The sequence below is a fragment of the Brevibacterium luteolum genome (assembly GCF_025147615.1).
GTDB lineage: Bacteria > Actinomycetota > Actinomycetes > Actinomycetales > Brevibacteriaceae > Brevibacterium > Brevibacterium luteolum.
The window spans coordinates 1-22,780 of record NZ_JALXPM010000046.1; the positions used below are offsets into that span (position 1 = coordinate 1).

At 66.7% G+C, this 22,780-nt stretch carries 20 protein-coding genes; 10 read left to right on the plus strand and 10 right to left on the minus strand.

Annotation, left to right across the window (positions count from 1 at the left end):
• Together M3C25_RS10785 and M3C25_RS10790 are read left to right on the plus strand one after the other, a co-directional pair.
• A partial coding sequence (locus tag M3C25_RS10785; RefSeq protein WP_259856583.1) for a nucleotide sugar dehydrogenase occupies window positions 1–786 on the plus strand: 786 nt, incomplete at its 5' end.
• A gap of 93 nt (window positions 787–879) precedes the next feature.
• Window positions 880–1,779, plus strand: coding sequence for a DUF817 domain-containing protein (locus M3C25_RS10790; protein ID WP_259856585.1), 900 nt, complete (start codon window positions 880–882; stop codon window positions 1,777–1,779).
• 68 nt (window positions 1,780–1,847) lie between these two features.
• On the opposite strand, the gene fbaA is transcribed toward M3C25_RS10790, so the two are convergent.
• Window positions 1,848–2,870: a class II fructose-bisphosphate aldolase gene (gene fbaA / locus M3C25_RS10795; RefSeq protein ID WP_259856587.1), complete on the minus strand. Its 1,023-nt coding sequence runs from the start codon at window positions 2,868–2,870 to the stop codon at window positions 1,848–1,850.
• Between the two features lie 126 nt (window positions 2,871–2,996).
• On the opposite strand from fbaA, the gene M3C25_RS10800 reads away from it, so the two are divergent.
• The 6 genes from M3C25_RS10800 to M3C25_RS10825 all read left to right on the plus strand — a co-directional run bounded on the left by M3C25_RS10800 (window position 2,997) and on the right by M3C25_RS10825 (window position 9,675).
• The gene (locus tag M3C25_RS10800; protein WP_259856589.1) at window positions 2,997–4,391 is read left to right on the plus strand and encodes an MFS transporter; all 1,395 of its coding nucleotides are present in this window, start codon (window positions 2,997–2,999) and stop codon (window positions 4,389–4,391) included.
• A gap of 127 nt (window positions 4,392–4,518) precedes the next feature.
• Window positions 4,519–5,712 carry an acyl-CoA dehydrogenase family protein gene (locus M3C25_RS10805; RefSeq protein ID WP_259856598.1) on the plus strand — a complete coding sequence of 398 codons (1,194 nt, stop codon included), beginning with the start codon at window positions 4,519–4,521 and terminating at the stop codon, window positions 5,710–5,712.
• A gap of 37 nt (window positions 5,713–5,749) precedes the next feature.
• Window positions 5,750–6,892, plus strand: coding sequence for an acyl-CoA dehydrogenase family protein (locus M3C25_RS10810; RefSeq protein ID WP_259856608.1), 1,143 nt, complete (start codon window positions 5,750–5,752; stop codon window positions 6,890–6,892).
• A gap of 190 nt (window positions 6,893–7,082) precedes the next feature.
• On the plus strand, window positions 7,083–8,240 hold the full coding sequence (locus M3C25_RS10815) for an LppM family (lipo)protein (RefSeq protein ID WP_259856610.1): 1,158 nt from the start codon (window positions 7,083–7,085) through the stop codon (window positions 8,238–8,240).
• 80 nt (window positions 8,241–8,320) lie between these two features.
• Window positions 8,321–8,944: a hypothetical protein gene (locus M3C25_RS10820; protein ID WP_259856612.1), complete on the plus strand. Its 624-nt coding sequence runs from the start codon at window positions 8,321–8,323 to the stop codon at window positions 8,942–8,944.
• Window positions 8,941–9,675, plus strand: a complete 735-nt coding sequence (locus tag M3C25_RS10825; RefSeq protein ID WP_259856614.1) for an RES family NAD+ phosphorylase — start codon at window positions 8,941–8,943, stop codon at window positions 9,673–9,675. Before M3C25_RS10820 ends, M3C25_RS10825 begins: the two co-directional genes overlap by 4 nt.
• A gap of 117 nt (window positions 9,676–9,792) precedes the next feature.
• Here the strand turns inward: M3C25_RS10825 and M3C25_RS10830 are convergent, their stop codons facing one another.
• The 9 genes from M3C25_RS10830 to M3C25_RS10870 form a co-directional block, all read right to left on the minus strand.
• Window positions 9,793–11,013, minus strand: coding sequence for an LppM family (lipo)protein (locus M3C25_RS10830; protein ID WP_259856616.1), 1,221 nt, complete (start codon window positions 11,011–11,013; stop codon window positions 9,793–9,795).
• A gap of 119 nt (window positions 11,014–11,132) precedes the next feature.
• Complete coding sequence (locus M3C25_RS10835; RefSeq protein WP_259856618.1) at window positions 11,133–12,368, minus strand: amidohydrolase family protein; 1,236 nt, start codon at window positions 12,366–12,368, stop codon at window positions 11,133–11,135.
• Between the two features lie 53 nt (window positions 12,369–12,421).
• Entirely contained in the window at window positions 12,422–13,090 is a 669-nt protein-coding gene (locus tag M3C25_RS10840) for a TrmH family RNA methyltransferase (protein ID WP_259856619.1), read from the minus strand.
• Complete coding sequence (locus tag M3C25_RS10845; protein ID WP_259856621.1) at window positions 13,087–14,736, minus strand: ABC transporter permease; 1,650 nt, start codon at window positions 14,734–14,736, stop codon at window positions 13,087–13,089. The genes M3C25_RS10840 and M3C25_RS10845 overlap by 4 nt, the downstream gene beginning before the upstream one ends.
• Entirely contained in the window at window positions 14,737–15,639 is a 903-nt protein-coding gene (locus M3C25_RS10850; RefSeq protein WP_259856622.1) for an ABC transporter ATP-binding protein, read from the minus strand. It lies immediately after the preceding gene.
• Window positions 15,640–15,775: 136 nt separating this feature from the next.
• Window positions 15,776–16,336 (minus strand): orotate phosphoribosyltransferase, encoded by a 561-nt coding sequence (pyrE, locus tag M3C25_RS10855; RefSeq protein WP_170273643.1) that lies wholly within the window; start codon window positions 16,334–16,336, stop codon window positions 15,776–15,778.
• A gap of 422 nt (window positions 16,337–16,758) precedes the next feature.
• Complete coding sequence (locus tag M3C25_RS10860; protein ID WP_259856624.1) at window positions 16,759–17,598, minus strand: SDR family NAD(P)-dependent oxidoreductase; 840 nt, start codon at window positions 17,596–17,598, stop codon at window positions 16,759–16,761.
• A 55-nt stretch (window positions 17,599–17,653) separates the two neighbouring features.
• Window positions 17,654–19,852, minus strand: a complete 2,199-nt coding sequence (locus tag M3C25_RS10865; protein ID WP_259856625.1) for a malate synthase G — start codon at window positions 19,850–19,852, stop codon at window positions 17,654–17,656.
• A 104-nt stretch (window positions 19,853–19,956) separates the two neighbouring features.
• Entirely contained in the window at window positions 19,957–21,354 is a 1,398-nt protein-coding gene (locus M3C25_RS10870; RefSeq protein ID WP_259856627.1) for an FAD-binding oxidoreductase, read from the minus strand.
• A 259-nt stretch (window positions 21,355–21,613) separates the two neighbouring features.
• On the opposite strand from M3C25_RS10870, the gene M3C25_RS10875 reads away from it, so the two are divergent.
• Together M3C25_RS10875 and M3C25_RS10880 are read left to right on the plus strand one after the other, a co-directional pair.
• A complete protein-coding gene (locus M3C25_RS10875) occupies window positions 21,614–22,405 on the plus strand; it encodes an exodeoxyribonuclease III (RefSeq protein ID WP_259856629.1) in 792 nt (263 codons plus the stop codon).
• Between the two features lie 86 nt (window positions 22,406–22,491).
• On the plus strand, window positions 22,492–22,725 hold the full coding sequence (locus tag M3C25_RS10880) for a hypothetical protein (protein ID WP_259856631.1): 234 nt from the start codon (window positions 22,492–22,494) through the stop codon (window positions 22,723–22,725).
• Window positions 22,726–22,780: the final 55 nt, after the last annotated feature.

Genomic DNA, 22,780 nt, shown 5'->3' on the forward strand with positions numbered 1-22,780 from the left:
GGGCATGACTTCCATCCTTCCTGGAATTTATCCAGTCGTGAAGTCAACCAAACCTTCAGCAGTCCCCTCAACGGCGATGCCGGCGAACGTGCCCGCGATCTCTACCGTCTGTTCTGCGACGGCGAGTTCCACATCACCGACGCCCGCACGGCCGAGATGGCCAAACTTGTCGAGAATGCCTACCGCGACGTCAACATCGCCTTCTCCAACGAGCTCTCCGTCGTCGCCTCGAAGCTCAACGTCGACGTGTGGGAGCTCATCGACCTGGCAAACCACCATCCGCGCGTCAACATCCTTCAGCCTGGACCTGGTGTCGGCGGACACTGCATCGCCGTCGATCCGTGGTTTCTCGTGTCAGCGGCACCGGAGGAAACCCCTCTCATCCGCACCGCCCGCGAGGTCAACGACGACAAGCCCGAGTTCGTTCTGAATCAGGTGGTGCCCAAGGCCCAGCGATTCAAGGAACCCCGGGTGGCCGTCTCGGGGCTCGCGCTCAAGCCGGACATCGACGACCTGCGCGAAAGCCCGGCCATGTACATCGCCGAGACACTGGCCGACCGCTTGTCCGAAGGTACTATCCTCGCTGTCGAACCGAACATTGATGAGCTCCCTGCTTCGCTGGTCGAGAAGGGGAACGTCGAGCTCACCGATCTCGAAACGGCCGTCCAGACGGCCGACATCGTGCTGCTGCTGGTCGACCACTCGGAGTTCAAGAACTACGATCAGCGCCGCCTGCAGAGCACCATCGTCTACGACACCCGCGGGACCTGGCGCACGCTCCTCTGATCACCTGATCGCTGTGACCGGTGAGCCCTGCACGGGCTCACCGGTCACGTCTGCCTGAATCCGGCTCACAGGGTGCGGTCCTACGGTGGACTCATGCCGTCTTCCCGCCGCCCGGACTTCACTCGCGTCGAAGTCGCGATCGATGCGTGGGCACACCGGCGGCTGGCCACCGGCAAACTCGGTCGCGGCGGGCGTTTCGGCCACATCGTCACCGAGTTCACTGTCTTCGTTCTCAAACAGGCGTGGGCGTGCCTGTTCGGCGCAGCGATGCTGGCAGCGCTCGTCCTCACACACTTCTTCTACCCGGCCGAAGCCGGGCTCTCCCGCAGCGATGCCCTCGTGATCATCGCCATCGGCATCCAAGTGGTCATGGTGATCGGCCGACTCGAGACCGGCCGCGAGCTGTGGGTCATCGTCATCTTCCATGTCGTGGGCACTGGGATGGAGCTGTTCAAGACCTCCGTCGGCTCGTGGAGCTACGGAGGTGACGGCCTGCTATTCATCGGCTCAGTCCCGCTGTACACCGGGTTCATGTACGCTGCCGTCGGCTCCTACCTCGTGCGCGTCTTCAAGCTCTTCCACCTGCGCTTCAGCCACTATCCGCCGATCTGGCTGACGGCCCTCATCGCCGCAGCGATCTACGCGAACTTCTTCACCCACCACTACCTGCCCGACATCCGCTGGCTGCTCGTCGCCGCGGTCCTCCTCGTGTGGGGACGGTGCATGATGCACTTCCGCAACCACCGCGATCAGCCGTACCGCCGGATGCCGGTGCTCGTCTCATTCATCGGGGTGGCCTTCTTCATCTGGATCGCCGAGAACATCGGCACCTACACCGGCTCGTGGATCTATCCGCACCAGAACGACGGCTGGGAGCTCGTCTCGATCTCCAAGCTGGTCGCCTGGTTCCTGCTCATGATCATCTCCGTCGTCCTCGTCACCCTCGTCTACCGGCCCCAGCCACCAACGCCGGATACCGGCACCCGGACGTGACAACGGCGGCCCCACCTCGGGAACGGGAAGATGCCGTCTGAGGTGGAGCCGCCGGTGCTGTGGTCAGGTCACTTCATGCGCTTGCCGGCCGAGCCGAGGTGCTCGCAAGCCTCGACGATGCGGGCGGCCATGTTTGCCTCTGCGGCCTTGCCCCAGGAACGCGGGTCGTAGATCTTCTTGTTGCCGACCTCACCGTCGATCTTGAGGACGCCGTCGTAGTTCTTGAACATGTGGTCGGCGACCGGGCGGGAGAAGGCGTACTGGGTGTCGGTGTCGATGTTCATCTTCACGACGCCGTTGCGGACGGCCTCGGCGATCTCCTCGGCCGTCGAGCCCGAGCCGCCGTGGAAGACGAGGTCGAAGGGCTTGTCCTTGCCGACCTCGGCGCCGACGGCGTCCTGGATCTCCTTGAGCAGCTCCGGGCGCAGCTTGACGTTGCCGGGCTTGTACACACCGTGGACGTTGCCGAAGGTGAGAGCGGTCAGGTAGCGGCCCTTCTCGCCGGTGCCGAGTGCCTTCGCGGTGGCCAGGCCGTCTTCGACGGTGGTGTAGAGCTTCTCGTTGATCTCGTTCTCGACACCGTCCTCTTCACCACCGACGATGCCGATCTCGACCTCGAGCAGCGTGTGGGCCTCCTGCGAGAGCTTGAGCATCTCCTCAGCGATCTGCAGGTTCTCATCCAGCGGCACGGCCGAGCCGTCCCACATGTGGGAGCCGAACAGGGGCTGCTCGCCGTTCTTCACCCGCTGGGTGGAGATCTCCAGCAGCGGCTTGACCCAGTGCTCGAGCGCATCCTTGGGGGCGTGGTCGGTGTGCAGGACGATGTTGACGTCGTAGCTCTTGGCGACCTCCTGGGCGAAGACGGCGAAGGCCACTGCACCGCGCACCCGGTCCTTGATGGTCGGCCCGGACATGTACTCGGCGCCGCCGGTCGAGATCTGGATGATGCCGTCGGACTCAGCCTCGGCGAAGCCGCGGATCGCGGCGTTGATGGTCTGCGAGGATGTGCAGTTCACGGCGGGGTAGGCGAACTGCTGCGACTTGGCACGGTCGATGAGCTCGGAATAGACCTCGGTCGTTGCGATGGGCATGGGCTTCTCCTTCGACGAGCAGGGATGGACGCATGGTCGGTCGTACTCCCGATCTTGTCACCTCAGGGTCCGTATTGCCACATGTGCATCGGCTGCAGGCGGGCGGTTCCGGGCTAAAGTCGAACCATGACCTCTTCTCCCCCGCCCTCCGGCGGCCCGGCCCCAGGGCAGGCCGCGGCAGCGCGTACACCGGCCGACACCGCTACAGGCCCGGCTCCGCGCGGGAGCTCGCGTACGGCGATCACCGCGTGGGCGCTGTGGGACTGGGGTTCGGCGGCGTTCAACGCCGTCATCATCACCTTCGTCTTCGCCCCATACCTCACCAAGGCCGTCGCCTCGACCGAGGAGGCCGGATCGACCGCGCTCGGCTGGTCGATGGCCGCCGCCGGTCTCATCATCGCCCTCGTCGCCCCAGCTGCCGGCACCCGGGCTGATGCCGGCGGGCGGCACAAGATGTGGCTGGGCGTCCACACGCTCATCGTCGTCGCCAGCATGGCTGGCATGTTCTGGGTCAAGGACTCCCCCGACCACCTGGCGCTCGGGCTCATCCTGCTGGCTGCCGGCAGCGTCTTCTTCGAGTTCGCAGAGGTCTCCTACAACGGGCTCATGCTCCGCATCACGACACCGGCCAACATCGGCAAAGTCTCCGGGTTCGGCTGGGGCATGGGATACGTCGGCGGGCTCGTGCTGCTCGTCATCCTGCTGGTCACCGTCATCCAGCCCGACGTCGGGCTCTTCGGCGCCACCGATACAGAAGGCCTGCGCTACCGGATCGTCGCGGTGATCTCCGCAGCGTGGTTCCTGCTGTTTGCGATCCCCGTCTTCCTCTTCGCACCCGGTGCCGCCGACACAGCAGCCGTGCGCGAACAGGGCAATCCGATCGTCGCCTTCGCTCGCGACTACAAGGCACTGGTCATCCGGCTGGTGACGATGTGGCGCGATGAGCGGCGGACGCTGAAGTTCTTCATCGCCTCGGCCGTGTTCCGCGACGGGCTGGCGGCGATCTTCGCCTTCGCAGGCGTCCTGGCAGCAGGCTCCTACGGGTTCTCCCCCGCTGATGTCATCATCCTCGGCGTCGCAGCCAACATCGTCGCCGGCATCGGGTCGATCCTCGCCGGGTTCCTCGATGACCGGTTCGGGCCCAAGAGCGTCATCATCGGCGGGCTCATCGTCCTCATCGTCGCAGGCACCCCGATCGTCTTCACCGACAGCGTCACGATCTTCTGGGTGTGCGCAATGGTGCTGAGCTTCTGCGTCGGACCGGTGCAAGCGGCCAGTCGTTCCTTCCTCGCCCGCATCACCCCGCCGGAGAAGGCCGGAGAGAACTTCGGCCTCTATGCCACCACCGGCCGGGCTGTGAGCTTCCTAGGCCCGGCGATGTTCGCCGTATCGATCATGATCTTCGGCTTCCAGCGCGCCGGGGTCATCGGCATCATCGCCGTGCTGGCCCTGGGGCTCCTCCTCGTCATCCCCGTTCCCCAAGGCTCCGCCACGGCAGCGGTCGCACGCCGGGACACCTGACCACCGCCTCGGGCGCGGCCGCCAGTCAAGACCAGCCCTCCTGCCGCCAGCCGATCGAGTTGTGAGACCTCAACCACAGGCTTAGACTGAACGCACGCTCACTTATCGAACGATCGAGGTAGTTCTTATGGATCATCTGCTCAGCCCGGAAGAGCTCGATTTCGCCCATCAGATGCGCGAGTTCTTCCGCACCGAAATCCCGGAGGAAATCCGCTACCGCCAGGCCATCGGCCAGGAGCTGTCCAAAGAGGACATCGTCACCAGCCAGCGCATCCTCAACAAGCACGGCTACGCGGTGCCGAACTGGCCGGTCGAATGGGGTGGCCAGGACTGGACGCCCGTGCAGCGCCACATCTGGCTGGAGGAGATGCAGCTGGCCTCCGTGCCGACTCCGCTGCCGTTCAACACCGCGATGGTCGGCCCGGTGATCGCGACGTTCGGCTCCCGGGAGCTCAAGGAGCGCTTCCTGCCGGCCACGGCCAACATCGACCTCTGGTGGTCGCAGGGCTTCTCCGAGCCCAATGCCGGCTCCGACCTCGCCTCGGTCAAGACCTCAGCGGTGCGCAAGGGCGATGTCTACATCGTCAACGGCCAGAAGACCTGGACGACGCTCGGCCAGCACGGCGACTGGATCTTCAACCTCGTGCGTACCGACCCGGATGCCAAGAAGCAGGCCGGCATCTCGTTCCTGCTCATCGACATGAAGTCCCCCGGTGTCACCGTCCGCCCGATCGAGCTCATCGACGGCGGCCATGAGGTCAACGAAGTGTTCTTCGACAACGTCGAGGTCCCCGTCGAGAATCTCGTCGGCGAAGAGAACAAGGGCTGGACGTACGCGAAGTTCCTGCTCGGCAACGAGCGCACCGGCATCGCCCGGATCGGCGACTCGAAGGTCGCACTGGCCCGCGTCAAGGCCTACGCCGCGGCCACCAAGACCTCCCGCGGCACGCTGCTCGACGACCCGCTGTTCGCCGCCCGCCTGACGAAGGTCGAAGCCGAACTCACCGCGCTCGAGTTCACCCAGCTGCGGATCCTCTCGACCCAGGTCGCGGGCGATGACAAGCCGGATCCGCGCTCCTCAGTGCTCAAGCTGCGCGGCTCGATGATCCAGCAGGACATCTCCGAGCTCATGATGGACGTGCTCGGCCCGCAGGGCATCGACTTCGTCAACAGCCGCGAGGTGCCCGCCGGCTTCACGACCCTGCCTCCGGGTGCTGTCGATGCCGGCCCGCACTACTACAACTACCGCAAGGTCACCATCTACGGCGGCTCCTCGGAAGTCCAGCGCTCGATCATCTCGAAGGCTCTGCTCGGACTCTGATCCGCAGGCTCGACTCTTTCACCACTAGGAGAACTCAATGGATCTCGAACTCACAGACGTCCAGCAGGAGCTTGCCTCGACCGTCGGCCGCCTGCTTTCCACCAAATACGACGCCGCCACCCGCGACGAGGTGCTCGCCTCCGAAGCCGGCTACAGCGCGGACATGTGGAACCAGTTCGCTGAGATCGGCCTGCTCGGCCTGCCGATCGACGAAGACTACGACGGCGCCGGCATGGGATTTGCCGAAGTCGCCGTCGTCATGGAGCAGTTCGGCCGCGCACTGACCTTGGAGCCGTACCTGGCGACCGTCGTGCTCGGCGCCGGGCTCATCACCGCCGTCGGCACCGACGAGCAGAAGTCGGAGCTGCTGCCCGGTGTGGCCGCCGGTGAGACGAAGCTGGCGCTGGCCGCCTACGAACCGGCCGGACGCTACGATCTTACGCACCCAGGCACCACCGCCTCGGTCGCGGAGTCCGGTGTGACGCTGACCGGCGAGAAGTCCGGCGTGCTCGGACTCGGAGCCGCCGACCGGCTCATCGTCTCCGCTGCCGTCGACGGCGGGGTTGGCCTGTTCCTCGTCGACCCGGCAGCCGAGGGTGTGACGATCGACGTGCGCACTCAGGCCGATGGCCACAAGGCCGGCTCAGTGCTCTTCGACAGCGCCCCGGCCACCCGCCTGGGCGAAGGCGATGCTTCAGATGCAATCGCTGCCGTCATCGACACCGCCAACGCCGCCCTGTGCGCCGAGGCCGTCGGCGCGATGGAGGCCTCGCTGAAGATGACCGCGGAGTACCTGCACACCCGCGAGCAGTTCGGCTTCCCCATCGGCCGCAACCAGGTCCTCCAGCACCGCGCAGCCGATCTGTACGCCACGCTCGAGTACGCCAAGAGCATGGCCCTGTACGCCAAGCTCGCCGTCATCGAGAACAACCCGCAGACCCGTCACCGGGACGTCATCGCAGCCAAGCTCGTCATCGACGACGCCTGCCGGCACATCAGCCAGGAGGCGATCCAGATGCACGGCGGCATCGGCATGACGATGGAGTACCCGATCGGCCACTACGCCAAGCGGCTGACGGTCATTCCGCGCACCTTCGACGAAGCCGACGCGCTGACTGCCGAGCTTGCCGAGATGGGCGGGCTCATCGAAGCCCGTGCAGCCGACCTGCAGGCCGGCTGAGACCGCGGGCGGCAGACCGAGACTCCCCGCCTGACCCGCGCACTCCCCTGAACCGACCCCGAGGTGGTGAGAACCGCCTCGGGGTCGGTTGCTGTGCAGACGATGGGCACGGTGGCTGCCGGCGGTGAGTTCGGTTAGGTTGAGGAGTGCACTGCGCTGCCGCCAGTGATGACCCGCTGAAGGAACCGCGATGACCTTGCCCCGGATTTCTGCCACCCGCCACCTGGCAGTCGTCGTCCTGCTCGTCCTCACCGTCCTGCTCACCGGCTGCATGAAGATCAACGGCGACCTCGCCATCAGCAGGGACCTGATGGTCTCCGGCACCGTCGACGCACTCATCGAGCGCACTGCCGTTGAAGACCTCAGCGCATTCGGCTCCAGCACCTACGGCTCGGGCACCGGCGACGCTGACACCCTGATCGATGAGTCGATCGAAGAGGCACGGCAGACCCTGCCTGCAGGTGTCAGCATCGAGAAGATCGCCGATGAGCAGTACATCGGGGCGCGCTACACCTACGATGCGGTCGACCCCAGCCATACCGCGGTGGAGGACTTCGGCCTCAGCGGACTGCACCTGATCGAGCACGACGACCAGATCACCCTGCGCATGCCCAACTTCCTCCTCATCGATGACGCCGGCCCCAGCTATGGGTCCGCCGGCTGGAGCCATGCTCCCGGCCGGTTCATGTTCGATGAGGCGAAGATGACCTTCACGTTCCCCGGTCGTGTCGTCAGCGCACCCGGCGGCGAGGTCAAGGGGAAGACGGTGATGTTCGACCTGCGGCAATTCAGCGGCGACACCATCACCGTGACCGCGAAGGCCTCATCGTTCCCGTGGTGGATCCTCTACATCGTCGGAGGTGTGCTGCTGCTTGCTGTCATCGCTGGGATCATCATCGCCGTCGTCGTGCGCAATAAGCGCCGGCGGCAGGCGATGCCTCCAGGACCCGGTTATGGTGGTCCAGGTTATGGGGCTGCGCCTCCCGGAATGCCGGCGCCAGGTGGGCTGGCGTACGGCGGGTCAGGCTATGGCTCTGCGGGACCAGGGCCGGGAGGTCCTGGCTATTCCGGGCCCAGCGGTTCTGGCCGCCCACCCTCGGCTGGACCCGGTGTCGTGCCACCGCAGGATCAGCAGATGCCGCCGCAAGGTCAGCCTGGACCCTATGGCCAGCCCGCTCCGCATCCGCCTGGTCCCCCGCATCCGCAGCCGGGGTATGGTCCGGGGCAGCAGGGAATGCAGCATCCGGGCCCTGCCCGGCCAGGGCCGCAACCGGCTCCGCCGGATGACCATCGTCGTTTCGCCCCGCCCGAATCGCGCAAGCGCATAGATCCTCCCGGGGCAAGCTGATGCTTTCTCCACAGATGCTATGCGTGTAGCACATAATGCTCTCACGCTACATCGCTACAATGAGGTGAAGGAGGGCTACCATGACCGTCGATAATTCAGACCAGCTCCACATCAACGACGTCAACGGCCATCTCGAAGTCGTGGGAGCCAGCAAGGAAGAATTGGAACATGCCCTCGCCCTGATCCGGGCAGATCGACACAGGAAGGTAGCGGCGCGTGCTGCCTTCGTCTCATACGTCCGAAAGACGATGCTCGACGAGAGCGCGGCGCTCATCTCGCTCGCGTCGCAGAAGCAGATCCAGCGCAGCGCGGGCCTCCGACAGCACCTCATGGAAGAAGAGGGCTTCGAGACCTACGCGTCTCTCGCAGCGACACGCAGCTCTCAGGAGAGCTCGGTGCGCACCTGGGTGTCGAGAATGCGGAAGCGTAACGAGCTGTTCACTGTCGAACTCAATGGGGCCACCATGATTCCCAAGGTGCAGCTCACAAGCTCCGGTAACGCTGACCCTCACGTCGTCGAACTGATACGCCCCCTCCTCAGAGCCGGCCTTGATGGCTGGTCTCTCTGGGCATGGTTAACACAGCCGAACGGGCTCCTCAGCGGAGAAGTCCCGGCCGAAGTAGTGAGAACCGACGCTGGGCGAGCGGCGAGAGCCTCAGATCGCTACGCTGCCGAGATCCGGCGCGCGACGGAAAGCACATGACCCGCCTCTTCCCTCCCCAGGACCTGCAATGTCCTGACCCGAAGAGATGCACGGTAGCCGCTGTTGAACTCAGTGGTCTAGCAGAAGCCGGCGAACTGCCTATCGTCACAGTCCCGAGCACCCGGCACTGGTATCGGGTCTACGACTCGCAGGATGGTTTCAGCCACCCAAACCCCGGTTTCGGAGACACGAGGTTCGCGCCATTCGATGCACTCGACACACAGGATCGTGTTCCGACGCTCTACGTCGCTGACTCACTTTCTGCAGCACTACTCGAAACCAGCTTCCATGACGTTCATGAGCAGGTGCCACGAGTCGTTTCGGAACTATCGCTGCACGGCAAACTTCATGCCCGGCTCATTCCGCCCTGTGATTTGGAGCTGATCGACCTTCGGGACCCACAGCTGAATCGACTCGGCTTCACCCGGCCCCAGCTTGCGAGCAGCTCTCCCGAGCACTACCCGTGCACCCGCAGAGTCGCTCGAGCAGTTCATGCCGATCCACAGCACCCTGCGGGAATCATCTGGCATTCCCGTCAAGCAGAACTCAGCAGCACGGATCCTGCGGAGGTGGCCGTTGTCTTCGCCGACCGCGTTTCACATGTGCGCGGTGCGTGGAAACTCGGTCCCTACCGTGACGCCTATGGTTCGCTTCTCGAAGGAACGGGCCGCCTCATCCTCGATGACGTCGCCGAGTCCCTCGACATCACCATCTCGCAGATCAATTTCTAACCGTCTGCCGAGAGCACGTTGACAACATCACCAGCATCGAATTCCACGCAGACGAGAGGGGCCCAGACTGACGTCTGGACCCCTCAATGCTCAGCGCATGTCATGCGCGCTCAGCTCTCACTGTCGCGGCGGCTGCGGACCTGAACCGTATCCGGGATTGCCGTAACCCGGCTGTCCCGGGCCCTGCTGGGGCGGCCGTCCCGGGCCCTGCTGGGGCGGCTGACCGTACTGATGGCCGGGCTGACCCTGTCCCCATTGCGGTTGCGAACCGCCCTGCTGACCATAGGGTCTTGGTGCCGAACCGGGTGCCTGCGGCGGCTGCACACGACCGGGCCCACCGGGCTGACCCTGCTGCGGCGGCTGGCCGTACGGGCCAGGCTGGCTCTGCGGTCCCGGCTGACCGTACTGACCCGGAGCCGAGGGCCCGGCACCAGGCTGGCCCTGCTGGGGCGGCTGGCCGTACTGGCCCGGACCCGAGCCGGTGCTTGCCGGGCCACCGGGCTGTCCGTACTGACCCTGCTGACCGTACTGTCCCTGCTGGCCGTACTGACCGGGCACGCCGTAGGAGGCGGCAGTGGCCGGGGCACCCTGATGCTGCTGGCGCTTCTTCTTGCGCGAGAGCAGGACGGCGAGCAGGATGCCCCCGCCGATGAGCAGCAGCAGGAGGATGCCGCCGATGACGAAGAGGATCCACCACGGGAAGTTCGACTTCTTGGCCTTGACGGTGATGGTGTCGCCGTCGTAGTTCTTCAGGTCGTAGGTGACGACGTTCTTGTCGATCTCACCGCCGGGTGCGTCGATGATGTCACCGGGGAAGGTGAGCTTGACCTGCGCCTCGGTGAACATGTCCGACGGGTCCCCGCCGCCGGAGTACTCGGCGACACTGCCGGTGCCCAGATCCGAGGAGCGGATGAAGTTCGGCATCGAGAACGAGATCTCGCCGTTCTCCTCACTGATTGACAGGCCCTCAAGACCCGTCTCCGAGCCGTCGGTCAGCGTGTTCGGGTCGACCTTGTCGAGGGTGAGCTTCATGCCGAGATCGGAGTCCGTGGAGACCTTCTCTACCGTCACTCCTTCAGGCGCTTCGGCCTGTGCTTCCTGGACGGACTTGTCGAGCTCGTCCTCGTAGCTGGTCGGCGTTCCGTAGCTGCCGTACTGCGAGGACTGGTCTTCGAGCATCTGCCGGTCGAAGGTGTACTGCCAGGTGCCGCTGAGCTTGAGATCCTTGTCGATCTCCATGTCGATGTTGACGGCCATGCACCCGGTGAGGACGAACCCCAGCAGGAGCATCAAGCCGACGGCCAACGGCTTCGTCACTCGGTCTTTCAGCGTCTTCATGGGGCACCTTTCACGCATCGTCACTGCCACGGCTTCGCGGCATTGGTCTCAACCTATCCGAACACATGCGGGCTCGCTACGCATCTCTGTTCCGGTTTCGACACTCCCCACCGCTCCCCTCAGCCGGTGAGCTCTCCGTCGCGGGCGATGAGCCGGCCGGCCTTGAACACGAGCCGCTCATCCGGGCAGTCCATGATCGCAGCGGTGACCGTGTCGGCCTTGGCCAGCAGTAGGTCAGCCGGGGCACCCACGGCGAGTCCCGCCTCGGCATCGGAGGTCACGTCACCGGCAGGGGCGTGCGGGACGCCGTCGAGGATGTGGCGGCCGCCGCGGGAGGCGACGTCGAGGCAGTGCTCGATGTCGGCATCGGCGCGGAAGCCGTTGGTGAAGGCCAGCTGCCACACCCGGCGCAGCACATCACCGTCGCCGTACGGGCTCCAGTAGTCGCGCTGGCCGTCCTCACCGAGGCCCACCCGCACGCCGGTCTCGGCGAGCATCCCCAGCGGCAGCACGGTGCCGGCCGGGGCGACAGTGGTGACGGCGATCTGGCTGGCCGCCAGCATCTCGGCCAGCCTGCGCTGTTCGCGCTCGGCGACGCTGCCGAGGACGAAGCAGTGTGAGACGGTCACCTTGCCCTGCATGCCCGCTGCCTGCGTGCGGGCGATGATCTCCTCGAGGCTGAACACGCCGACGGTGCCGCGTTCGTGCAGGTGAATGTCGATGCCGATGCCGTACTTCTCCGCCCAGCCGAAGACCATGTCGAGGTGCGTCTTCGGGTCCCGGTCATACGTCGTCGGGTCGAGCCCGCCGATGAGGTCAGCGCCGGCGGCCAGCCCCTGTTCGACGTAGCGCGGGGCGTCGGCATCGCGCAGCAGCCCGGCCTGCGGGAAGGCGACGATCTCCATGTCGACGATCCCGGCCAGGGTCTCCTTGGCGGCGTGGAGGGCTTCGAAGCGCTCGAGCTGGCAGTCGGAGTCGATCTGGGCGTGCGTGCGGATGCGGGTGGCGCCGGAGGCGACGATCCGGCTGGCGGCGTAAACGGCCTGGTCGTAGGCGCTGCGCTCACCGTGGCGCCAGTTGGCGCGGTCGTTCATGATGAGCTCGTGCAGGCTGGATCCGGCGGTGTGCGGCCTAAACGTCTGGCCCAGCCGGTTCGAGTCGAGGTGGGCGTGGACATCGCCGAGGCTCGGCATGACGACGTAACCGGTTGCATCGATGACGTCCGCGGTCGAGGCGGGGGCCGCCTCGGCGGCGGGAGCGATGGCTGCGATGGTGCCGTCATCGAGGGTGATGTCGACGGGGTCTGCGTCAGGGGCGCGGTTGAACAGGCGGGCGCCGGTGAGGATGGTAGGCATGATCTGAGTCTATGCCCGCTGGCGCATGGCTGGAGGTGTGCGGCAGGTGGGGCTCAGCTGCACGGCTGGCCGAAGGCGTGCCGGCGGATCCAGGCATGCATGGCGATCGCCGCCGCGGCAGCGGCGTTCATCGACCGGGTCGAACCGTACTGCTCGATCGACAGCACCGCCTCACAGGCGGCGTGGGCGGCGTCGGTGAGGCCGGGGCCCTCCTGGCCGAAGAGGAACACGCACTTCTCCGGCAGCTCGTAGGTCTCCAGGGGCACGGAGTCGGGGAAGTTGTCGACGCCGATGAGCGGGAGGCTCCGCTCGGCACACCAGGCGGCCAGCGCCTCGGCGTCGGGGTGGTGGTGCAGGTGCTGGTAGCGGTCGGTGACCATCGCCCCGCGGCGGTTCCAACGGCGCCGGCCGACGATGTGGACGGCGGCGGCGTTGAAGGCGTTGGCGGTGCGCACGACCGAGCCGATGTTGAGGTCGTGCTGCCAGTTCTCGACGGCGACGTGGAAGCCGTGGCGGGTGCGGTCGAGGTCGGCGACGATCGCCTCGAGCTTCCAGTACCGGTACTTGTCGACGACGTTGCGGCGGTCGCCTTCGGCGAGCAGTTCCGGGTCGTAGTGCTCGCCGGTCGGCCACTCACCGGCCCAGGGGCCGACGCCGACGGTGGTGTCGGCATCGACCCCTGGTGCAGGTGCTGGGTGCTCAGCACCCGGTGGCTGGGTCACGGCTTCTTCTTGGAGCCGGACTTCTTGGCGGCAGGCTTCTTCACCGCAGGCTTCGCCTTCGTGGCGGTCTTCGCAGCCGTCGACCCGCTGGAGGACTCGTCAGCGTCGTCGACGTCGTCAGTCTCGTCCGCCTCGGCGTCGGCATCGTCTGCATCTGCGGAGTCGTCGGCGGCAGCGGACTTCTTGTCCGCCTCGGCACCGGCGCCCTTCTTGCGCAGCTTGACGGTGCGTCCGCCGTGTCCGGCGCCGCGCAGCAGGTTCTTCTCATAGGCGCCTGAAGCGAGGCCGAAGGCCATGAGCGCAAGGACGAGCGCGATGCCGGCGGCCAGCAGGCCCTCCCACCACTCGGCCTGGCCGGCGAAGTAGCGCATCGGCATGGCGACCGGGGCGGTGAACGGGATGAAGGACAGGATCCGCAGGATGTCGGCCTTGAGCGCGAAGACCATCGGCACGAAGGCGCCGGCGGCGGCGAGCAGCACGATGAGGCCGCAGCTGATCTGGCGGGCGCGGCGCCCGGCCGGGGTGGCTGCCCACAGGAACAGCGACATGTACAGCAGCACAACGATGAGGAAGATCGCTGAGAACCAGCCGATGCCCGGCAGCGCGGCCATCGCCAGGGAGTTGAACGAGGCGATCGACAGGCCGAGCATGAGCACGCCGACGGTGATGACGAGGTAGACGAGTGCGAGCACCGTCAGCCCGTAGACCCGGCCCCAGGCAGCGGCCCTGGGCGGGATGGTGGCGGCGATGACCTCGGCGAGGCGGTTGCGCTTCTCGACCCGGGCGTTGGCGTACAGGGCAGCACCGAGGGTGAGCACGGAGGCGAGCAGCAGCAGGGCCATGCCCCAGACGAACACCGAGCTGGCCGTGGCCGGCACGGGTGGTTCCTCTAGGTAGGTCACCGGCATCTCCGGCTGCAGCTTGTTCATGATCTCCGTCGGCTTGGAGTTCAGCGCCACCAGCTGCTGCTGGCCCATGCCCGAGGGGTCGACGAGGAGGGCGGCATCGGCTTCGCCGTTGCGCACGAGCTCCTGGGCCTCTTCAACGGAGTCGACGTCCTTGATTTTCAGGCCCAGCTGCTGTTCGGCAGCTGCGGCCTGTTCGCCGAGGCCGACGGTGGCCAGGGTGGAGTCGCCGGTGGAGCCTTCCGGGCTGGCGTTCTGCGCGCCGATGATGATCGCGGCGATGACGGCCAGGCCGAGGATGAGGCTGGTGACGTAGAACAGCGGCGAGCGGGACACGGACACGGTCTCGCGGTTGGACACGAGCCAGGCGGCCTGCCGGCCGGTGAGGTCGCGGAACTCGGAGACGAGCCCGGTCTTGGGTTCGCTGCCGGGATCCGGGCGGTCTTCGCGCAGCTCATAGGGCACATCGGCATCGGTGAGCAGATCGTCATCGGAGTCGATCGTCTCGACCGGGATCTCGTCCTCGGAATCGACGTCTGTCTCAGCGTCAGCCTCAGCGTCTGCGTCTGCGTCCTCGGCGAGGGCATCGGCTTCGCCGGGCTCGGTGTCCTCATCGAGGATGACGAGGTCGTCATCGGCGCCGGGAGCCGTCGGGTCGGCCGGGTCGACCGGGGTGCTGGCCTCAGCTGGGTCAGTGGGGTCGACCGGGTCGGTGAGGTCCTTCTTGTTCTTGTCGTTCACTCAGATCCTCTCCTTCAGCAGCTCGGCCAGGCTCGCGTTGTGCGCACCATATTCTGTCACGCCGCTCGTCTCAGCCACGGCAGCGAAGGCCCCCTGCGGATCGGATGCGGAGAAGACCACCAGCTCGCGGTCAGCTGCGCCGGTCTCCTCATCGTCTGCGACATCGATGCCAGGGTGAGCGGCCAGGCTGGTGCGTCCCGCCTCGGCGGCGGCAGCGCTCTCGTAGCGGACGGCGTACAGGCTCGCGTCCCGGCGCAGCGTGGCCAGTGCACCCTTCCCGACGACCTTGCCGTGGTCGAGGGCGATGACGTCATCAGCAACCGATTCGGTCAGCTCATAGGAATCGGAGGTGAAGATGACCGGGACGCCGGAGTCGGCGTGGTCGCGCAGCAGGCTGAAGACCTTCTCGGTGCTGGCGGCATCGAGGCCGTCGAACGGCTCGTCGAGAACCACGACGTCCGGATCGGCAGCGAGCACGGCGGCGATCTCAGCCCGGGCGACCTCGGTGCCCGACAGGTGCGACAGCGGCGCGTAGGCGCGGTCGGACAGGTCGAGGCGCGAGAGCAGAGTGACGGCGTTGCGCTCGGCTGCCCCCATCGTCATGCCGTGCAGGCGGGCGAGGTAGACGATCTGCTCGAGGACCTTCATCCCCGGGTAGCCGCCGCGTTCGGCGGGCAGATAGCCGAAGTTCTGCCGGTCGCCGAATCCCAGTTCGTGGCCTTCGAGTTCGACGGTGCCCTCATCGGGGGTGATGAGGCCCATGATGACGCGGACGAGTTCGGTCTTGCCGGAGCCGCGCTGGCCGACGATGCCGGTCAGGCGGCGCGGGCGGGCGGTCAGCGATACGTCCTTCAGCCACGTCTTGCGGCCGGACTTGAGCGTGATGCCGGTGAGTTCGAGCACGGGTGGTCCTTCGATTGACGGGGGTGCGCGCCGCGTGCGGCGCCGGGTCTAGTGTTGCGTGCGGTGTCAGCTGCCGTCCAATCCCAGCAGCATGCGTACCGGGCCCGAGGCGCCGGCCCGGCTGGGATCGGGCCGCTCAGTCGAGTCCGAGGTCGCTGGTGCTCAGCGCGATGAGGTACGGCAGGCCTGCGGCCTCGACGCGCTCCTTGGCACCGGTGTTGCGGTCCATAACGACGGCGACGGCGATGACCTCAGCACCGGCTTCGCGGAGTGCTTCGACGGCGGTGAGCACGGAGCCGCCGGTCGTCGAGGTGTCCTCGACGGCGATGACCTTGCGGCCGGCCACATCGGGGCCTTCGACGCGACGGCCCATGCCGTGTTCCTTGGCGGCCTTGCGCACGACGAAGGTGTCCTTGGGGGTGCCGCGGACGACGGAGCGGTGCATGATCGCGGTGCCGACCGGGTCGGCGCCCATCGTCAGGCCGCCGATCGCCTCGACCTCGTCGAGGTAGCCGGTGGATTCCAGCAGGTCGAGCATGACGTCGCCGATGAGCGGGGCGCTGCGGTGGTCGAGGGTGACCCGGCGCAGGTCGAGGTAGTAGTCGGCCTCCTTGCCGGAGGACAGCGTGACCTTTCCGCGCACGACGGCGAGTTCGTCGATGAGCTGCAGCAGCTGGGATTTCGCAGTTTCTGACATGCGCTCAGTCTACGTGGACGAAGCCGAGTGCCAGCTGAAGAGGTCCTGCCTGGAGAAACACAAAGACCCCGGGGCGCGTCACGCGACTTCCCGGGGCCTTTGCAGCACTCCCCTCGAGTACCCGGACGCATCCCCATACGTCCGTCATTCGCCCGATCCCCACCGGGTCGAATTATCACCATTTAACCATGGATTAGTTGATTTGTGAACTTGTCCTGCGAAGAAAATCTCACCGGTCACACGCGCCACCCGAGTCCGGAAATCGGCCTCTTACCTGCGTTTATATTGCATGCTTGGCCTTGCATATGCGAAGCGGCTGATAGGCGGAAGGGGCTGCTCGTGGCGAGGCGTGCCGCTCGCTGTGCCCGGCTGCCGATTCCCCAAAGGCACCTTGTCTTCACTGCGCGGGCGGCCTCGGGAGTTCAGCGGCGTGGCTGCCGGGTGAAGCGGAAGCCGTTGCTGGCGAACCGGATGAGGGGTCTGGGCAGCACTTGGGCTGCGGCGTAGGCGAGCTTGTACTGCAGGCCGGGCACGGAGACGACCCTGCCTGCACGGGCATCGCGCAGCCCCTGCCGGGCGACGGTCGAGGCGTCGACCCAGGCTGCGGTCGGCAGATGCGACATGTCGACGTCCATGCGGTCGTGGAACTCGGTGCGCACGAACCCGGGCAGCACCGCGGTGGCGGTCACGCCGGTGCCGGCGAGTGCGGCGGCGAGGCTTTCGGTGAAGATGAGCACATGGGACTTCGCCCCGGCGTAGGTGCCCATCGTCGTGACCGCGGCCATCGAGGCGATGTTGACGATGCCGCCGCGGCCGCGGGCGCGCATCGCATGGGCGGCATGCCAGGAGATGTCCTCAACGGCGCGGATGAGCACGGTGTCGAGCTTCGCGAGCTCCGCCGGGTCGGTTCTCAGCAGCGAAGAGCGCAGTCCGTAGCCGGCGCTGTTGACGACGACGTCGACGCGGCGGGAGTTGATGAGGTCGGTGACCTGCCGGATCCCGCCGATCGTCCCGTCGCCCTCAGTCCGGCTGAGGTCGCAGCTGAGCACCTCGCAGACGATCCGGTAGCGGTGCATGAGCCTGACGGCTGTGGCGTCGAGGCGCGCGAGGTCGCGGGCGACGAGGATGAGCCGGTAGCCGTCGGCGGCGAGCTCATGGGCGATCGCCAGCCCGATGCCGCTGGTGGCACCCGTGATGAGGGCGACCGGCGCCTCGGGCGCGGGGGCAGCGGGCACGGAACTCAGGCTGGGTGTCGATGCCATGGCCACAGCATAAGCGCACATGGTTGATCCCGCCCTGTCATCTGACGGCTGCCGCTCAGGCGCGCTGCTCGGCCTTCTTGGCCCGGCGGGCGCGGTGCAGGATCGGCTCGGTGTAGCCGCTGGGCTGGCTGGCGCCGTCGACGATGAGCGAGCGGGCGGCTTCGAAGGCGATGCCGCTGCCCTTGCCGTCGGTGACGAGCGGCTCGTAGTTCGGATCCCCGGCGTTCTGCTCGTCGACCACAGCGGCCAGGCGGTTAAGGCTCTCATCAACCTGGTCGCGGCTGATGATGTCATGGGCGAGCCAGTTGGCCAGCAGCTGGCTGGAGATGCGCAGGGTGGCGCGGTCCTCCATGAGGGCGACGTCGTGGATGTCGGGCACCTTCGAGCAGCCGACACCCTGGTCGACCCAGCGGACCACGTAGCCGAGGATCGACTGGACGTTCTCATCGACCTCGGTCTGGCGCTCCTCGTCGCTCAGCGAGGCCGGGTCGCCCAGCGGCAGCACGAGCAGCGGGTCGAGCCCGGCGGGTTCACGGGTGGCGATCTCGCTCTGGATCTCGAAGGCGTCTGCCTGGTGGTAGTGCAGCGCGTGCAGGGTGGCCGCCGTCGGCGAGGGCACCCAGGCGGCGGTCGCGCCGGCCTTCACGTGGCCGATCTTCTGCTTAAGCATGTCGTGCATGAGGTCGGGCATCGCCCACATGCCCTTGCCGATCTGGGCGTGGCCGCGGAAGCCGGCGGCCAGGCCGATGTCGACGTTGGCGTCCTCGTAGGCCTTGAGGAAGCTCTGGGACTTCATCTCGGCCTTGCGCACGACCGGCCCGGCCTGCATCGAGGTGTGGATCTCATCGCCGGTGCGGTCGAGGAAGCCGGTGTTGATGAATACGACGCGGTCGGCTGCCTGGTCGATCGCGGCGGCGAGGTTGGCGCTCGTGCGGCGCTCCTCGTCCATGATGCCGATCTTGAGCGTGCGCGCAGGCAGGTCGAGGAGCTGCTCGACGCGGGCGAAGAGCTCGACAGCGAAGGCGACCTCGTCGGGCCCGTGCATCTTCGGCTTGACGACGTACATCGAGCCGGCACGCGAGTTGCCGGTGCCGGCGCGCAGGGCCGGTGCGGCGGCGAGCGCGGTCATGATGGCATCGAGGATGCCCTCGGGGATCTCCTCGCCGTCGGCGCTGAGGATCGCATCGGTGGTCATGAGGTGGCCGACATTGCGCACGAACAGCACCGACCGGCCCGGCAGGGAGATCTCGTCACTGCCGTCAGGTGCCCAGTAGGTGCGGTCGGGGTTGAGCGAGCGGGTGAAGGTGCGGCCGTTCTTCGTCACCTCCTGGGACAGGGTGCCGGTGGCCAGGCCGCGCCAGTTGCGGTAGCAGTGCGTCTTGTCTTCGGCATCGACGGCGGCCACAGAGTCTTCGAGGTCGATGATGGTGGTGACGGCGGATTCGACGACGATGTCTTCGATGCCGGCGGCGTCGGTCGTGCCGATCGTGCCGGTGGGGTCGAAGACGATGTCGATGTGCAGGCCGTTGTGCAGCAGCAGGACGCTCGTCGGCGAGTCCGGGTCACCAGCGAAGCCGGCGAACACCTCGGGCTTGGCGAGCGTGGCCTCACTGCCGCCGTTGAGTGTCACGTGCAGCTGGCCGCTCTCGACCCGGTAGCCGGTGGCGTCGGCGTGCGAGCCCTCGGTCAGCGGCGCGGCGGTATCGAGCAGTTCGCGGCCCTTGGCGATGACGGCGGCGCCGCGGGTCGGGTTGTAGCCGCTGCCCGGTGCCAGCTCACCGCTCTGGTCGATGGCGTCGGTGCCGTAGTAGGCGTCGTAGAGCGAACCCCAGCGGGCATTCGCAGCGTTGATGGCGAAGCGCGCGTTGGAGACCGGCACGACGAGCTGCGGGCCGGCCTGGTCGGTGATCTCCGGGTCGACGTTCTCGGTGGTGACCGTGACGTTCTCCGGTGCGGGGACGAGGTAGCCGATCTCCTCGAGGAACGCCCGGTACTCCATGGCATCCGGGGCGCCGGGGTTTTTGCGGTGGTAGTCGTCGATCCTGCGCTGCAGCTGCTCGCGGATGTCCAGCAGCTCGCGGTTGCGCGGGGTGAGGTCGGCCAGCAGCTCAGCGACTCCGCTCCAGAACGCGTCGGCCTCGATGCCGGCCGCCGGCAGCGCCTCGCGTTCGGTGAAGTCAGCCAGCTCAGCGGCGACCTGCAGACCAGCGCGGGTCACTGTGTTCGATGCGGTCGTCTGATTATTGTCAGTCATCGTCATTCCTCCATGCCGGGGATGCTGCGAGCGGGCATACCTGCACTATAGATTCCATTACGTGGAATAGTGTATCTATATTGCGGATTTTTGTGAAGCAGCTCTCAGCAGCCCGGCTCCTCGGGCACGAGGATCGATCCGGGGTTGAGGATTCCATCGGGATCGAGCGCCTTCTTGATGCGGTGATTGAGCTCGAGGACGTCCTCGCCGAGGTAGTCGGCCAGCCACGGGCGCTTGAGCCGGCCGACGCCGTGCTCACCGGTGATGGTGCCACCGAGGCTGATGGCCAGGTCCATGACCTCGCCGTAGGCGATGTGGGCGCGTTCGTGCTGGGCGGGGTTCCCGCGCTCGAGCACGATGAGCGGGTGGGTGTTGCCGTCGCCGGCGTGGGCCATCGTGGCGATCGTGACGTCGTTCTTCTCCGCGATCTCGGCAATGCCGAGGACGAGGTCGCCGAGGCGGGGCAGCGGGACGCCGACGTCTTCGAGCAGCACGGCGCCGAGGCGTTCGATGGCGGGGATCGCCATCCGGCGGGCGACGACGAAGGCCTCACCGTCGGCTGGGTCGTCGGTGGCGAAGCATTCGGTGGCCCCGGTTTCATTGCAGATCTTCTCGATGCGCCGGATCTCGTCGAGGGCTGCGCCGCTGGGCTCATCGGATTGGGCGATGAGCATTGCTGCGGCATCGCGGTCAAGGCCCATCTTGGTGGCGTCTTCGACGGCGTTGATGGTCGGCTGGTCCATGAATTCGAGCATCGACGGGCGCATCTGCCGGGTGATGCCCATCACCGCATCGGTCGCCGCGTCGAGTGTTGGGAAGGTGGCGACGAGGGTCGTCGGCTGCTTCTGGGCGGGGATGAGGCGCAGCTGGACTTCGGTGAAGATGCCGAGCGCGCCCTCGCTGCCGACGAACAGCTTCGTCAGCGACAGTCCGGCGACGTCCTTGATGCGCGGGCCGCCGAGGGTGACGGCTCGGCCGTCGGCGAGGACGACCGTGACACCGAGGACGTAGTCGGTTGTGACGCCGTATTTGACGCAGCACAGGCCGCCGGCATTGGTGGCGACGTTGCCGCCGATCGAGCAGATCTCGAAGGATGACGGGTCGGGTGGGTACCACAGTCCGTGTTCGGCTGCGGCGGCTTTGACCTCGGCGTTGAGTGCCCCGGGCCCGGCGGCGACGGTGCGGGTGACGGGGTCGACCTCGATCTTGTTCATCCGGTCGAGGGAGACGACGATGCCCCGCTCGACTGCGGTGCTGCCTCCGGAGAGCCCTGTTCCGGCTCCGCGGGGGACGATCGCGGTGCGGTGTTTCGCCGCGATCGTGACGACCTGCTGGACCTGCTCCGTCGTTGTCGGGCGGACAACGACGAGCGGCATGCCAGCAGCGGGGTCGTTGGCGCGATCCCACCGGTAGGCCTCCATGCTGACCGGGTCGGTGACGAGGATGTCGTCCGGCAGGGCGGCGATGATGTCGTCGAGTGCGTGAGCGTCATTGCGTTCCATCTGCAGACTTTCCTCCCAGCCGGTGTGACGCACGTTACCGTGTCGCCGCCCGGACTGATCGACCGGGTCGGCATTTCAGGACGGCACCTGTTTCAGCACGACCCTGTTTCAGCACGGCCCTGTTTCAGCACGGCACCTGTTCGCGCTGCGGGCGCTCACCTCGGGCCGCTTACGAGGCGTGGGTCCAGGGAGGCGTGGGTCCAGGGAGGCGTGGGTCCAGGGAGCCGGCAGCGGCTGTGTCCTCGGTTAGAGTGGGGGCGTGCGAATCGCTACATGGAACGTGAACTCTGTCAGGGCCCGCGCCGAACGCATCGGTGCATGGCTGGAGCGCTCGGATGCCGATGTGCTCGCCATCCAGGAACTCAAGTGCAAGGACGCGCAGATGCCCGTCGCGATCTTCGAGGAGCGCGGGTACGAAGTCGCCTATCACGGGCTGAACCAGTGGAACGGGGTGGCGATCGCCTCCCGGGTGGGGCTTGCCGATGTGCAGCTCGGCTTCGAGAACGTGCCCGGCTTCGGCGATGACGACGCCGTGGAGGCACGGGCGATCAACGCCGACTGCGGCGGGGTGCGCGTGCATTCGCTGTATGTGCCCAACGGCCGCGAGCTCGATCACCCGCACTATGACTACAAGCTGCGGTGGCTGTCGGCCCTGCGCGACGACGTCACCGCGCAGCTAGCCGAAGACCCTGAGGCCAAGCTCGTGCTCTGCGGCGACTTCAACGTCGCCCCGCACGATGAGGACGTGTGGGACATGGAGGCCTTCGCCGGCTGCACGCACGTCTCCCAGCCTGAGCGCGACGCCTTTCAGGCACTCCTCGACGCCGGCCTGACCGATGTCGCCCGCCCGTTCACTCCCGGCCCCGGTGTGTACACGTACTGGGACTACCAGAAGCTGCGCTTCCCCAAGAAGGAGGGCATGCGCATCGACTTCCAGCTCGCCTCCGCGACCCTCGCCGAGGCAGCGACCGGTGCGTTCATCGACCGCGAGGAACGCAAAGGCAAGGGAGCATCAGACCACGCCCCGGTCGTCGTCGACTACGCACTCTGAGCTGACCCTCAGCCGGCCGTGCTAGCCTGACGGGCACCCGCGCACCGGCCGCCGCGGCCGGTGACCGATCCCCGAAAGGCTCCCGCATGCACACGCAGTCGCACCGTCTCCTCCCCTGGTCCAGTGCCGGTCTCGCCGCCCTCGGCGTCGGCATGCTCATCACCTGGGCCGTCAGCATACACAACTACGGCGTCTACGTCGATGAGCACGCACTCGGCGGGGACATCCGGCCGATCGAAATCATCCTCTTCCTCTCCGGGGTTGGGGCCGTCATCGCAGCGATGGTTCTCTTCGTCATCTGGCAGCGGCGCAGCGCCTAGATGTACTTCCTCGGGAGGTTGTGATCGGGATTTGAGGTGAAAGAAGACCTCCGAT

Bases quoted from the DNA above. Each gene is read 5' to 3' on its own strand.
- M3C25_RS10790 (WP_259856585.1), top strand. From the start codon at position 880: ATGCCGTCTTCCCGCCGCCCGGACTTCACTCGCGTCGAAGTCGCGATC.
- fbaA (WP_259856587.1), bottom strand. From the start codon at position 2,870: ATGCCCATCGCAACGACCGAGGTCTATTCCGAGCTCATCGACCGTGCC.
- M3C25_RS10800 (WP_259856589.1), top strand. From the start codon at position 2,997: ATGACCTCTTCTCCCCCGCCCTCCGGCGGCCCGGCCCCAGGGCAGGCC.
- M3C25_RS10805 (WP_259856598.1), top strand. From the start codon at position 4,519: ATGGATCATCTGCTCAGCCCGGAAGAGCTCGATTTCGCCCATCAGATG.
- M3C25_RS10810 (WP_259856608.1), top strand. From the start codon at position 5,750: ATGGATCTCGAACTCACAGACGTCCAGCAGGAGCTTGCCTCGACCGTC.
- M3C25_RS10815 (WP_259856610.1), top strand. From the start codon at position 7,083: ATGACCTTGCCCCGGATTTCTGCCACCCGCCACCTGGCAGTCGTCGTC.
- M3C25_RS10820 (WP_259856612.1), top strand. From the start codon at position 8,321: ATGACCGTCGATAATTCAGACCAGCTCCACATCAACGACGTCAACGGC.
- M3C25_RS10825 (WP_259856614.1), top strand. From the start codon at position 8,941: ATGACCCGCCTCTTCCCTCCCCAGGACCTGCAATGTCCTGACCCGAAG.
- M3C25_RS10830 (WP_259856616.1), bottom strand. From the start codon at position 11,013: ATGAAGACGCTGAAAGACCGAGTGACGAAGCCGTTGGCCGTCGGCTTG.
- M3C25_RS10835 (WP_259856618.1), bottom strand. From the start codon at position 12,368: ATGCCTACCATCCTCACCGGCGCCCGCCTGTTCAACCGCGCCCCTGAC.
- pyrE (WP_170273643.1), bottom strand. From the start codon at position 16,336: ATGTCAGAAACTGCGAAATCCCAGCTGCTGCAGCTCATCGACGAACTC.
- M3C25_RS10860 (WP_259856624.1), bottom strand. From the start codon at position 17,598: ATGGCATCGACACCCAGCCTGAGTTCCGTGCCCGCTGCCCCCGCGCCC.
- M3C25_RS10865 (WP_259856625.1), bottom strand. From the start codon at position 19,852: ATGACTGACAATAATCAGACGACCGCATCGAACACAGTGACCCGCGCT.
- M3C25_RS10870 (WP_259856627.1), bottom strand. From the start codon at position 21,354: ATGGAACGCAATGACGCTCACGCACTCGACGACATCATCGCCGCCCTG.
- M3C25_RS10880 (WP_259856631.1), top strand. From the start codon at position 22,492: ATGCACACGCAGTCGCACCGTCTCCTCCCCTGGTCCAGTGCCGGTCTC.